Raw genomic sequence first — 13,108 nt, forward strand, 5'->3', positions numbered from 1 at the left:
TTCATTTTTTCAAACCAGCTTTGTTAATAATTTTTTCATAGCCCCTTCACAAAATTTTCATAAATACCAGAACTAGTGTGATTCCCATCACACTTCACCGGAATAGCGAAGTCTAGGATGAAAATGTTCATACCTAGAAAAGGAGGGGAAAAGGTGAAAAAATCAATTATTAGTTTTGTGATTAGTTTAGTCATTGGCTTTGGGCTTGGCTACCTCGTCTTTGATGTCCTGATTGGGAACTCCAGTCATGAAGCACAGACAGCACAAACCGGTCCAAAAGACAAAGCAGCCACAACTGAAAAAAGCAGCACCTCGACGGAACCAGCCGCCAAAACCGTTGCCGCTGACGAGGACAACATCCTAAATAAAAAGGGCTGCCTAGGCTGTCACAGCGTGGAATCCCTTAATCTACAAGGCGGGCAAGTAGGTCCCGACCTATCCAAGGCTTATGTCAATGTGGAAGGGAAACACGGCAAGCCGATTGAAGAATTCCTGAAAAAACCAACTACAGAGGTGATGTCAGGAGTTATCGGCAAAAATCCATTAACCGACCAAGAACGCAAGCAAGTATTGGAATTACTGAAAAAAGCATCTGAAAAATAATACAAAGAGAGGTGTACTGAATGAAAAAATGGATTCCGATCGCATCGGGCCTGCTGGCTGGTTTTATCGCGGCAACGATTACCTTTGCCGACTTCTCATTTCCAAAATCCGAAACCGCTTCCGCCAGCAACAAGACCGATGCTCAAAAGGTTTATGTGCCATTTGGCAAAAAAGATGACTATTATCTGTTTGCATCTGGCGGCCACTCCGGACAAATGTTTATTTACGGTGTGCCCTCGATGCGCAAAATCAGAACGATCCCGGTCTTCTCGCCGGACTCCGCTACTGGTTATGGCTTTGACGAACATTCGAAAAAGCTGATGGGCGGTTATACATGGGGCGACCTGCACCACCCGGCCCTATCGGAAACAAATGGCGATTATGACGGCAAATGGATGTTTGCCACTGATGTTGGCAATGCCCGCGCCGCCGTTGTTGACCTAAAAACATTCACCACCAAAGACATTATCAAAGTGCCTAACACAGCCGGCCCGCACTGTGCCGCGTTTGTAACGGAAAATACCGAGTACTTGTTTTTACCAACAAGATTCGCTGTTCCGCTTGGGCAAAAATACGAATCGCTTGACAACTACAGCCAGAAATACCGCGGCGTGATGTCAGCGGTAACTTTTGATGACAAAAAGGAAAAGCTTCACATCGCCTATCAAGTGGCGCTGCCGCCATGGTCTTATGACCTTTCCGATGCCGGTAAGAAAATATCCAAAGATTGGGCCGTAATGACCACTTACAATACTGAAGAAGCAACTACAACAATGGAAGTAAAAGCATCCCAGGCTGACCGTGACTACATCGTCCTGTTCAACTGGAAAGAGCTTGCCCAAATGGTTAAGGAAGGCAAATATGAAAATGTTGGCGGGCAAAAAATGATTTTCCCGGAAAAACAAAAAGGCGGCATTTATTTAGTCCCTGTTGCCAAATCCCCGCATGGTGTAGACGTAACACCAGACGGCAAACGATTCATCGCTTCCGGCAAGCTGGCCCCGGCGATGACGGTATTCTCGTTTGAAAAAGCCTTCAAGGCGATTAAAAATAAAGATTTTGCTGGCAAACGCAATGGTATTCCGATTTTAAACTATAAATCGGTCATGGAACGCGAAGTCAACCCGGAAAATGCCCTTGGACCGCTACATACACAATTTGATGATAAAGGCATGGCTTACACCACGATGTTCATTTCATCAGAAATTGTCAAGTGGGATCCAAATACCGGTAAAACATTAGACCGCGTACCAGTTCAATATTCACCAGGACACGCAGTTTCCGCTGAAGGAGACACGGTATCGCCCGACGGAAAATGGATTATCGCGCTGAATAAACTCGCGAAGGATTCCTACCTATCAGTTGGACCTTCTCACCCAGAATCAATGCAATTAATCGATCTCAGCGGCAAGAAAATGAAGATCGTTCAATCGGTACCGGTTGATCCGGAGCCGCACTATGCCCAAATGATCAAGGCGGACAAAATCAAGACGATTAACGTCTATCCAAAGGATTCGAAAAACAAGGATGCCGTCTACACCCAAAAAGATACTAAAATTGTCCGCAAAGGCAACGAAGTCCATGTCTACGGGATTGCGATGCGTTCAAGATTTGTATTTGATTCCAAAGCAAAACGTCCTGACGTGATTGAGGTGAACCAAGGCGACCATGTCTTCATCCATTTAACGAACATCGACTTCGATGAGGACATTACCCACGGTTTCGCGATCAATGACTATGACTTGAACATGGAAGTCCAGCCGGGACAAACCAATACAATGGAATTTACCGCCGATAAAGCCGGTACCTTCCCGCTCTATTGCACAAACTTCTGCTCTGCCCTGCACCAGGAAATGAACGGCTACTTCCTTGTCAAACCGAAATAGAAAAGCGGAAGCGCCTTGTTTATGCTGCCGTAGCGTTCCTTGTGGAGCTGGACAATTCTCAATTTTGAACGATATAAATTCTGATATTATAAAGAGAACTCGCCGACTGGCAAACCCACAAGGCGAGGACAGAGACAGGGTTGGCTCAAAAGCAACATGTTTGTGCCGCGATGCCAATGCTTTGTGCACTTTGTAATTAGCCCAGCTTAATCGGCCACCCTAGCCGTCTTAAGCCTGGCAGTCTTTTTTGGCGGGGGGATCAATTGAACAATTGGTACCCTCCCCATTACAAAGATTACACCATAATAGGAGTGGTTATCTTGAATGATCAAAAGAAAGGGAAATTATCACTTGGTTCAGCTTTATTAATTGGACTTTCCGCTATTCTCATTGTGATTTCGATGTTTTTCCCTTGGTGGAGAATGCTCTTCTATGCGCCACAATACCCAGAAGGCCTAAATATCATCGTCTATCCGAATAAACTAGCAGGCGAAATTGACATCATTAACGGGCTCAACCATTATATTGGGATGTCCAATTTCAGCGAGAAAAATTTCCCGGAATTATCCTACTTAATCTACATTGTTGGCGGCTTGGCGGTCCTGACCCTGATTACCGCGGTGCTGCGCAAAAAATCCATACTTTACGGGTTAATCTCGCTATTCGTCATTGGCGGTTTAGCTGGAGTGTTAGACCTTTATGCAGCGTTAAAAAAATACGGCACCAATTTGGACCCGCATGCGCCCATCCACATGGACCCATTCGTCCCGCCGATTATCGGAGCCAATAAAGTGGCCAACTTTACAACCCACAGCTTGTTAGGCACAGGTGTCTACATCGTGATTATCGCATTCATTTTATTACTGATTCCGCTATGGAAGGATCGAAAAAGATGAAAAAAATATCGCTCCTACTTGTTGTTTTTTCTCTCCTGTTTTTGATAAAACCGGAAAAAAATATGGCAGCCGAGAATTTGCAAGCGAAAATCGACTCCATGAAAGCAGGAGCGGTTTTGAAGCTTGAGAACAAAACATATCAAGGCAATATCGTCATTAACAAACCGCTGACACTCGTCGGCCAAAAACATACCGTGATTAAGGGCGACAGCACCGGCAACGTCATCAGTGTGAAGGCACCGCAGGTAACCTTAAGCCATTTCACGGTGGAAGGCAGCAGCATGAATCGCAACTCTGCCGAAGAATATGCCGCGGTCAAGGTCTACACGAACCACAATGTGATCGAGCATATCCGGGTCCGCGATTCCTTCCACGGCATTTATTTAAGCAAAGCCTTCCACAACACCGTTCGTTACTGCAACATAAAGGGACTTGGCAAGGGAGAAATCGCCGCCCAAGGCAACGGGCTTCATATTTGGTATGCCGAGGACAATCTCCTCTCTCATAACACGATTGAAGGCACCCGTGACGGGATGTTCTTCGACTATGCCAACCACAACCAAAGCTATGACAATCATATCAGCAATACCCGCTACGGGCTGCATTATATGTACTCCGACGGCAATATGTTTAAAGGCAATACGTTTACCATGAACGAAGGCGGCGCCGCCGTCATGAACTCGAATCATCTGACTCTAAAAGACAATCAATTTATCATCAACTATGGCAATCAATCATTCGGCCTCCTCTTGCTGCAGGCCAATGATAACAGAATCGAAGATAATACGTTTTATATGAACCAGCGCGGCTTGTACATTGACCAAGCCACGAGGAATTTTTTCAAAAATAACCGCATTGTCCAAAATCAAATTGGAATTGAGCTGTGGGCTAGTTCCAATGATGAAATATTTACCTTAAACCGAATTTCCGAAAACACCATTCCCGCTGTCACGATTGGCGGCAAAGGCGAGCGCAATGTCTGGAGCAAGAAAGGCTTCGGCAACGACTGGGGCAGATCGTTTCCGCTCACCGACTTAAATCAGGACGGCATCGGGGATTTTCCGATAACTTACTATTCCAGCCTCCACCAACTAATGGAGGATCAGGAATTAACGACGTTATTTTTAAAAAGCCCGGCGATTAAAATCTATGAAAAAATCAACGCCACTCTGAACGAAAATGAAGTCATGTTTCGAGATTCGCACCCGCTCGTTTCGAAAAATAACAGCCATCATGTGGTCGTCTGGATCGTCATCGGACTTGCGGCGGCGGTGTTGATCTTCATAAAGGGGAGACGAAAATATGCATTACATTTGGAAGGAATGGAAGGAAAACATAAGGGGTAAGGGGCTTTGGCTTTCTTTGAGCATCATTGGGCTGATTTCAGTCAGCATCCTGTTTCGTTCCACGGCCCTTTCATTTGACAAAGGCTTTTACATTCTACTGATCAATTTGTTTGATGCCATCATTTATTTTATTCCGATCCTTTGCCTGTTCATCGGTGCCTTTTCGATTTTTCAAGAAAAAGAGCAAAAGACGCTGATCATGCTGCTGACGAAAAAAGACAGCTTTGCCAGCTTCCTGCTGCGGAAAAGCCTCGCGCTCTATGCGGTAGTGTTAGTGCCTTTGCTCGTGTGGTTTTTCATCTACCTGTTACTGTTGAAGTTTCAATTCCAGCTTGATCTTAAGTCGTATGTGATTTTTCTGCTTTCGATCATGTCGATGGCACTGGTATTTATGCAGATGGGCACGGCAATCGGCAGTTTTTCCCGCTCACGGATGCAGATTATCGGAAGCGCGATTTTTGTCTGGTTTTACTTTTTCTTTTTGCATGATTTCATCCTGTTGTCGTTCCTGCCGAAGGTTAGCTATGAATCTGTGAAACTATTTTCCATATGTTACTTTTTAAATCCGCTTGCGGCCGTGCGAATGTTTCTCGAAACCGGCATCGGAGTTTATTCCTTCGGTCACATGTCGCGGCTGCTGCAGGCCTTCATGTGGACGAAGCCGGTGTTCTTTTTACTGGGGAATCTGGTGGTCTGGCTTGCCGCTTCCATAGGCATAGCGATTGCCTTCAACCGCAAGGAGGGGGTTGAATAATGATTAAAGTCGAACAATTGAGCCAATCCTACGGAAAAAAACGGGTCCTCGACGCTATCTCCGTGGAAATCGGCAAAACTGAAATTTGCGCCCTTGTTGGTAGAAACGGCGCCGGCAAATCTACTTTTATTAACAGCCTGTTGGGGCTTCTACCGGTGAAGCAAGGAAAAATTACAATTAATGACATTGAAGTCATAAAGAAAAATGTCAAGTGGAAAAAAGCGATTGCCTATCTGCCGGAAAAATTCATGCTCTACCCCAGCTTGACCGGGCTTGAAAATATGACATTTTTTGCCGAGGCGGTTGTGGGTTCGGCGGATCTTGGGCGGATGGAACAGATACTGCAGTCGGTGCGCCTCTGGGATGACCGCGATGTCCAAGTGAAGAAGTACTCAAAAGGAATGCTGCAGCGGTTAGGTCTGGCGATTACGCTCTATCAGGATGCCGATATTTTGATTCTTGATGAGCCGACGAGCGGCATCGATCCGTTGGGGCGCAAGGAAATCTTAGAGGTATTAAAGTCGTTGCATGGTAAAACAATCCTCCTCTCCTCGCACCATCTCGATGAAATCCGCCAAGTGTGCACCCATGTTGCCTATTTAGACGATGGAAAAATGACAAAATACACGGTTGAAGAATTTTTGGAAACACATCATTTGGGAGGTTATCAGGAATGAAACGGATTTTGTTTGTAGTGCTGCTGGCCGCCGCGGTGCTGGCCGGCTGCAGTTCAAGCCCCGATTATACGGTTAAAATCACAAATAAGCCTTATTTTCAACAAGATAAGGCGTCACCCATTGAGGTGAAGGTAACCGAAGGCGATAAGGCGGTTACGGGCTTAACTGTGACGGCAGAATTATCAATGGCCAATATGGATCACGGCACTGCTCAAATAACATTTACCGAGGGGAAGAAGGGCATCTATTCCGGCAAGGTGCAGCTGCCGATGACCGGAAAATATGAGGCGGCCTTCACCCTTGAGAAAGACGGCAAAAAGACCGAAAAGGTTATGAATTTGAATGTGGAAAAACCAAAGGGAGTTGCCAAAATTAACGGCGAGTGGATTACCGCTGACGACCTTGCTTTTTATAAATTCATCAACCAGCTTCAGCTTGCGATTAACCGCGAGGCGGCGAAAAAGCAATATAGCGGCAAACAGTTAGAGGAGGAATTAACCTATTTAGATTCACAGTCGAAACTAGCTGAAGATCGGAATCAGCTGCTGACGCAAATGATCCGTTTGCACGCGATGGCGCTGCTTGCTGAAGAGAAGGGCCATAAAGCTGCTGATGCCGAGGTTACCCAGGCGGTTACCCGAGCTCGCGGGCAATATCGCGAATATGGTTCGGCAATGAAATTGATCAAGGCTTACGGTGAGAAGAAATTTTGGACAATGGAAAAACAGCAGTACAAGCTGATTGTCCTCGCCTCGAAAGTTCAAGAGGATGTAAAGGCGCAAGTTAAACAGGAAAATCCTAAGGCCGGCGAGCAGGATCTCCTCTACCTGGCACAGCAAAAATACGAAGACCTCGTCGTTTCCGAGGTGAATTCGCTAAAGATTGAGATTTTGTAAGTTTGTTGCTAGTTATCTGCTACCTATCGTTTATCACATAACCGCTGGAGTTGAAGACGGTAGCCTTGGGAACAGGTTTGAAGTTTTGTTAAACCTTTTAAGGACAGTATGGTTGATTTTACGGGGAATTTTGTCCTTAAGAGGCTTTATTAAAGACAGTTTGACTGGTTTCTTCGATCGGTTTGTCCTATAGGTCCTCCTATGGGACAGTTCGACTCTTTTTTCACCCGCTTGTGTCCCATAGAGCTTTGCTATGGGACACTTCTACTCTTTTTCCACACAGTTTTGTCCCATAGGATTTCCCTATGGGACAGTTCGATACATTTGCTGAATCGTTTTGTCTGATAGACATTCCGCCAAAATCTTAATTACCATTTTTCAACAATACCCGATATAATTTATCATCAGTTTCATCAGGATTTCCGCGGCCATCAGTATTGTTGCTGATAAAATACAGATACTCACCATCTACAAAAATATCGCGGATTCTTCCTAAACCCGTTATCACCGGTTTCATCCGCATCCGTGCTAAATCAAACCTAAATACCGCATTGCCCCTTAGTGCTGCGACGTAAAGCTTACCATTGGATGCAGCCATCCCGGAAGGCGCCCAGGTTTTCTCACCTGATTGAAACAACGGCGTCACCATCCCCGCTTTCTTAGCCTGCCCTTGAATGACTGGCCAGCCGTAATTCATACCTGATTTGATCATATTAATTTCATCATGCGCCGACTGCCCATGCTCACTGGCATACAACCTCGAACCAAGCCAAGCCAGGCCCTGTGGATTACGGTGACCGTAGCTAAAAACAGATGACCCTGGAAATGGATTATCCGCGGGAATCGAACCATCCAAATTCATTCGCAAAACTTTTCCATTTAACGACTTTACATTCTGGGCTAAATCCGGTTCAGTAGCATCTCCTGTTGTAATGTATAGTTTGCGGTCCGGACCTATTTTTAACCTGCCGCCGTGGTGATAAGCGGCGCTTGGAATCCTGTCAAGAAGGATGGCGGCTTCTGTCCACTCGTTGCCATTCGTCCTCAAGACAACGACACGATTAAACTGTCCCTTCTTTTCATCCCGATAAGTATAGTACGCATAGGCCTTGTGATTTTCGGAAAACTGCGGGTCTAATACAAAGCCAAGCAAACCGGCCTCTGCCGCTTCAGCCAATGGTTTTTCCAAGTGTACACGCTGCCGTTCGATTTTGCGGTTAGTAATTTTGACAATACTTCCCGTCCGCTCACTGATGTAGAAAGTTTGATTTACTCGATCAATAGACCAGGGAACCGATAAATTTTCTGCCAACACTTCCACTTCCTGTTGGACATCAACCGCGTCTCTATCAGGCTCCTGTGTCTGCTTTTTTTCGAAAAAAGAACAACCGGACAATAGCAAAACCAGCGTTAGAAAAATAGACCCGATCCGCCCCAACAACAGATACCCCCTTTTCTTTATGAAGGACATCCCCTACAATTTCCAAGCTCCTTTAATACTTCATCCGCCTGGTGAAGGACATTTCCCCTATATTTTATGATTCTTTTGTCCTTCATCCACCTGATGAAAGACATTTCCCCTAATTTCCAAGCTCCTTTTGTCCTTCATCCACCCGATGAAAGACATTTCCCCTAATTTCCAAGCTCCTTTTGTCCTTCATCCACCCGATGAAAGACATTTCCCCCAAATTCCAAGACCGTTTTGTCCTTTATTCTTCTTAAAAAAGACTATAATCGGTTTGTCCTTCATTCTTTGAAATTCCGAGCTCGATTTCTCCCTCAACCTACAACACTTCAAGAATTGCCTTGCCCACGCCGCTGTTCTCATTGGTGTCGGTAACAACATCGCAAAGCGCTTTAATTTCATCACTGGCATTGCCCATTGCCACCGCGCGGCCGGCCTTTTCCAGCATCGAAATATCATTAAAATTATCACCGATGGCCATCGTATCCGCTAAGGCAATGTCCATCGCCTTCGTAAACGCCTCGAGGGCCACCCCCTTCTGCGCCTTTTTATAGGTAATTTCAATATTTTCATAACCTGATTTAGTGACCTCTAACTCATCATATACTGCAAGGGCGGTGCTGGCTGCCTTCAGTCTGCCAGGGTCCTCAAAGGAATAAGCGAGAAATTTATAAATCATCTTCTCGTCATCGACAAATAGCTGCTCATAGTCCTCTACCATGTGGATCAAGCCGTCGCGCACCCTTGCCCCCGCCGCAACAGTAATTTCATCACGATCCGCTTCGGGGTTAGCGCTCATCACAATATCAACAAGAGTAGAAACAGCTTTATCGGCATCTGTCGAGTAGGCACCATGATTGGTATAAACTTCGAAATAAATATCATTCTCCGACAGTTTCGCCGCTGTCTCGCGGGCCAGTTGTTTCGGAATCGGGTTGGCCGAAATCACATCCCCTTCCTTAGAGCGGACCTCAGCGCCATTCACACAAATCACCGGGCAGCTCAAGCCAGCGGCATGCAGGACATAGGTGGCCTCCTGATAGGATCGGCCCGTTGCCACAACCACCTCAACCCCTTGGGATTGTGCTTTTAGAATCGCCTGTTTATTTCCCTCGGGTATTTCCTGCATCGAATTTAACAAGGTTCCATCCATATCGATAGCAATACATTTTATCATTCTGTTTCACCCTTTAAATAAATAATACCGGTATTTTACCATTTTTCTCCGAATTGTTCCTGCATCGAGCCTCAAGACAAATACTTGCTGCCTTCCCTCACACTCAGCGGAGCTAAACGACTCCCCTCGATAAATCCCTTAACAGACAGCGGATTTGTCTTGGAATACTCCCTTAATGCCCAGCCAATCGCCTTTTGGATAAAAAATTCCTTGCTGGCGGCATTTAATCGGATGTATTGATACAACCTCTCTTCATTTGTCGCTTGTTTATATTTTAATTGAAAAAGAATTGCCGTCCGCCGTAGCCACATATTGTCATGAGTCGCCCAGCCATCAATCGTCTCATCGACAACTTCCGGGAACTTTTGCGCAATGTTTCCAACTGGCTTTGCAGCAAGGGCATCAACCGTATCCCACCAAGATTTTGTTGTAATCAAAGTTTCCATCAGTGCTACATCACTTTTTTGCAGCTTACTTAATGATTTTTCAATATAGGTTAAAGCCGCATATTGATATTCCCGTTGTTGCATTTGCCAAAGTTCCAGGACTAATTCATGATGAAACGGCTCTTTTACTATTCCCGTCTCTTGAAAAAATCGCTTTTCAATCTCTCTTCGTTGTGGCGTCTTAATTCCAAAGAAGGGAAAGCGGTTCTTCATATATCGTTCCATTTGTTCGGCATTGGCCGGGTTTTGGTTTGCCTTAAAAAGACTTGTTAACGGGGCAATGTTAATTGGCATGATCGATCAGTCCTTTATAAAAAATAGCATATTAAAGTATTCTCTTTTTTCCTAAAATAACCTTTTTAATTGGAGAATAAAGCAGACAATAGCCGCCAAACTATCAATAGCAATTAATCGAAAGGAGCAATCAGGATGACCAAGAAATTCAACAAAGGCAGCCGCAATCAAAATTCACCGCAGGCAGGACAGATGGGAGAGGAATTTACCGCTGAATTTGTCAGCGGGGACAACAGCAAAGGCAACAAACGCAACAAGAGCCAGCAAAGCAAAACCAATCCGCATAAGTAAAAAGGGTGTCAGGCACTATGTGAATTTTTCACATGGTGCCTGACACCGGACTAATAAGTATATTAAAAATGGTGAAATCGATTTTTCCCTATTACCCTTTTAGTTTAAATTGCCTTTTTTACAGAAATTAAAAAAATGCTTTATTCGTATAAAAACGCTGAAACTTTCGGGTAATTTTTCCGTATATGGTATTATAGGGAAAAGAGGAGGTTGATTTATGGGCAAGATCTTTCTTTATCTTTTGTTATTCTTATTAGGTGTAACAATTATTAGTTTTATTTTAGGGTATCATATCTTTGCTTATAGTGTAGGTTCCATTTTGGGTACTGCTGCAATTGGGGTAAGTTTTGTTTATTCAGCAAGAGATGATGATCGGTTCAGACCCAATTATTTGAATAACAATATAGGTGATAAGAAGAAATAAAAACGCAACTGGTGAAAATCCAGTTGCGTTTTTAAATTAGTCTTTCGCGATTTCCTCTATCTCGGCTTCAATTTTTCGCTGGATTTGTTCGACAACCGAAAAGTCCATGGCGGCAACATAGATGGCTTCGAGTTCGTCATGAAGTTCTTTGGCTTTGGCGAGGTATGAGGTGGCCTCGGCCATTTTCCTTTTATATTGCGCGGAGATTTTGCTGATAATGTCGGCAAAAATATCGTCGGTTCCCGGCTCGATCAAAATTTCGTACATATCGATAATTTCATCGCCATCGCGGCTCGGAAAATATTCATGGGGGGCGGTGCTGTCAAAAATGGCAATGCCTAATTCCCGGAAAATCAGCATATCCAAGCTGTTCGGATCAAAGCCGCAATGATAAATTTCCACATCGATGCCGCGCTCCTCGGCTGCAGCTGCCAGCTTTTTCAGCAGGGTGGATTTCCCTGAACCGGGACGTCCCTTTATAAAGTAACGCTTGGGGATGTCTTCGGTTAAGTTCGGGACAAAATCCACTGCTCCCATTGGAGTCGCTGCCCCTAAAAAGCGGTGACGGACATCGGATGGTTTATTCAGCTTCATTTTTCCAAAAAACGACTCGATTAATTTGTTCGTCAACTGATCCGCTTTTTGAAAGTCCATACTGTTAATATAGATTTTTTCCCAATCATCATGCACTTCTAACGCCTGTTTAAAGGTCGCATAAGCCTGTTCAAACGACTCGCCGATTTGCTTGCTCAGCTTTTCAATTGCCTTTTTCCGGGCAGCAAGTGCCTTGGCATCCCAGGCTTCGCCTAAATTAATGTACTCTTCCACGGCCCCCGGTGCTTTCGGCTCAATCACATGCGGTGCAGTGCCGTCAACAATACCGACCTTTAGTGCAGGAATCAGCACCCCATCAATCGAGTTATTATCGGAGGAGCAATGTAATAATTCAATATCATAGCCCTTTTCCAGCCACTCTTTAGCGATGTTTTTCATCAGCGAGGACTTTCCCGTTCCCGGCCCGCCTTTTAAAATAAAGATCCGATTCAACCCTTGAAGATTGGAATCATACAAATTGTGGAAGCCTCTGGCTGTATTACCGCCTGCAAAATAATTTTTGATTTTTCCTGGCATTCGTCGACACTCCCTTTGTTAACAAATATCTGCATAGATGAGAACCTCAATGATTTTTCACCCTATCTTATGCAGGAGTTTCTTATAGGTGAAGCCCAGAAAATTTTTCATTTCGTCAAATTAACAATTTCCGCTCCGGTGATTTCCTTCAGTTGACCGGGCCCCAGCACCACCTGCATGCCGATTTTTCCGGCGCTGACAACGATCGAGTCGAGCGGCAGGCAGCTTTCATCGATAAAGGTGCGGTACTGTTTCTTCATCCCGATCGGTGAACAGCCGCCGCGGATATAGCCGGTCCATTTTTGAATATCCTTGACCGGCACCATTTCCATGTTTTTCTCACCAGCTGCTTTGGCAGCCTTTTTCAAATCCAATTCCTCCGCCACCGGAATGACAAACACATAAATATTCCTGCTTGCCCCTTGGGCGACGAGCGTTTTATAGACCTCTTTTGGATCCTTGCCAATTTTTGCAGCCACAGAAATCCCATCAATTTTTTCATCCTTATGATCATATATCAGGACCTCATAGCTGATTTTGTGTGTATCGAGCAGCCGCATTGCGTTAGTTTTTGCATGTGCCATTTTGCCTCATCCTTTTGTTCAAAAAATTACTTTTTATTATAGCAGTATTTTGCCGGCCCCTTCTAGTCATGCAAGAACCAGCCGAATCCCCGGCAAATTTCCACAAATTCACCGCTATTTTGTCACCCATTTGTCACTTTATCAAACAATGATTATAGTAAACTTATATTAATTGGAATCAAGGACCATTTTTCCCAACGAAGTTACAGTTATTAACCTGTAAATAGTTGATTCCTAT

14 protein-coding genes are annotated in these 13,108 nt (G+C 44.7%); 9 read left to right on the plus strand and 5 right to left on the minus strand.

The features are described from left to right. Positions 1 to 153 precede the first annotated feature (153 nt). The 7 genes from JK635_RS13385 (at position 154) to JK635_RS13415 (ending at position 7,058) form a co-directional block, all read left to right on the plus strand. Positions 154 to 603: a c-type cytochrome gene (locus JK635_RS13385; protein WP_202654469.1), complete on the plus strand. Its 450-nt coding sequence runs from the start codon at positions 154 to 156 to the stop codon at positions 601 to 603. A gap of 20 nt (positions 604 to 623) precedes the next feature. After that, entirely contained in the window at positions 624 to 2,489 is a 1,866-nt protein-coding gene (gene nosZ, locus JK635_RS13390; protein ID WP_202654470.1) for a Sec-dependent nitrous-oxide reductase, read from the plus strand. A gap of 320 nt (positions 2,490 to 2,809) precedes the next feature. Further along, positions 2,810 to 3,385, plus strand: coding sequence for a hypothetical protein (locus JK635_RS13395; RefSeq protein ID WP_202654471.1), 576 nt, complete (start codon positions 2,810 to 2,812; stop codon positions 3,383 to 3,385). Then, complete coding sequence (nosD, locus tag JK635_RS13400) at positions 3,382 to 4,731, plus strand: nitrous oxide reductase family maturation protein NosD (RefSeq protein ID WP_202654472.1); 1,350 nt, start codon at positions 3,382 to 3,384, stop codon at positions 4,729 to 4,731. Before JK635_RS13395 ends, nosD begins: the two co-directional genes overlap by 4 nt. Beyond that, positions 4,688 to 5,485 (plus strand): ABC transporter permease, encoded by a 798-nt coding sequence (locus JK635_RS13405; protein ID WP_202654473.1) that lies wholly within the window; start codon positions 4,688 to 4,690, stop codon positions 5,483 to 5,485. The genes nosD and JK635_RS13405 overlap by 44 nt, the downstream gene beginning before the upstream one ends. After that, the gene (locus JK635_RS13410) at positions 5,485 to 6,162 is read left to right on the plus strand and encodes an ABC transporter ATP-binding protein (RefSeq protein WP_202654474.1); all 678 of its coding nucleotides are present in this window, start codon (positions 5,485 to 5,487) and stop codon (positions 6,160 to 6,162) included. The genes JK635_RS13405 and JK635_RS13410 overlap by 1 nt, the downstream gene beginning before the upstream one ends. Continuing rightward, positions 6,159 to 7,058: a FixH family protein gene (locus JK635_RS13415; protein WP_202654475.1), complete on the plus strand. Its 900-nt coding sequence runs from the start codon at positions 6,159 to 6,161 to the stop codon at positions 7,056 to 7,058. Before JK635_RS13410 ends, JK635_RS13415 begins: the two co-directional genes overlap by 4 nt. 364 nt (positions 7,059 to 7,422) lie before the next feature. Here JK635_RS13415 and JK635_RS13420 read toward each other — a convergent pair whose 3' ends face one another. The 3 genes from JK635_RS13420 to JK635_RS13430 all read right to left on the minus strand — a co-directional run bounded on the left by JK635_RS13420 (position 7,423) and on the right by JK635_RS13430 (position 10,440). Continuing rightward, positions 7,423 to 8,496, minus strand: a complete 1,074-nt coding sequence (locus JK635_RS13420; protein ID WP_235888095.1) for a PQQ-dependent sugar dehydrogenase — start codon at positions 8,494 to 8,496, stop codon at positions 7,423 to 7,425. 346 nt (positions 8,497 to 8,842) lie between these two features. Next, complete coding sequence (locus JK635_RS13425; protein ID WP_202654477.1) at positions 8,843 to 9,700, minus strand: Cof-type HAD-IIB family hydrolase; 858 nt, start codon at positions 9,698 to 9,700, stop codon at positions 8,843 to 8,845. A 71-nt stretch (positions 9,701 to 9,771) separates the two neighbouring features. After that, a complete protein-coding gene (locus tag JK635_RS13430; RefSeq protein WP_202654478.1) occupies positions 9,772 to 10,440 on the minus strand; it encodes a DNA alkylation repair protein in 669 nt (222 codons plus the stop codon). A gap of 135 nt (positions 10,441 to 10,575) precedes the next feature. Here JK635_RS13430 and JK635_RS13435 point away from each other — a divergent pair, with 135 nt between their 5' ends. Continuing rightward, positions 10,576 to 10,731: a hypothetical protein gene (locus JK635_RS13435; RefSeq protein ID WP_202654479.1), complete on the plus strand. Its 156-nt coding sequence runs from the start codon at positions 10,576 to 10,578 to the stop codon at positions 10,729 to 10,731. 217 nt (positions 10,732 to 10,948) lie between these two features. Beyond that, entirely contained in the window at positions 10,949 to 11,155 is a 207-nt protein-coding gene (locus JK635_RS13440; RefSeq protein ID WP_202654480.1) for a hypothetical protein, read from the plus strand. 36 nt (positions 11,156 to 11,191) lie between these two features. Here the strand turns inward: JK635_RS13440 and JK635_RS13445 are convergent, their stop codons facing one another. Both JK635_RS13445 and ybaK read right to left on the minus strand, forming a co-directional pair. Further along, the gene (locus JK635_RS13445; protein WP_202654481.1) at positions 11,192 to 12,286 is read right to left on the minus strand and encodes a PRK06851 family protein; all 1,095 of its coding nucleotides are present in this window, start codon (positions 12,284 to 12,286) and stop codon (positions 11,192 to 11,194) included. A gap of 107 nt (positions 12,287 to 12,393) precedes the next feature. Continuing rightward, positions 12,394 to 12,870: a Cys-tRNA(Pro) deacylase gene (gene ybaK, locus JK635_RS13450; protein ID WP_202654482.1), complete on the minus strand. Its 477-nt coding sequence runs from the start codon at positions 12,868 to 12,870 to the stop codon at positions 12,394 to 12,396. Between the last annotated feature and the right edge of the window lie 238 nt (positions 12,871 to 13,108).

Source organism: Neobacillus paridis, from assembly GCF_016765675.1.
Lineage (GTDB): Bacteria > Bacillota > Bacilli > Bacillales > Cytobacillaceae > Neobacillus > Neobacillus paridis.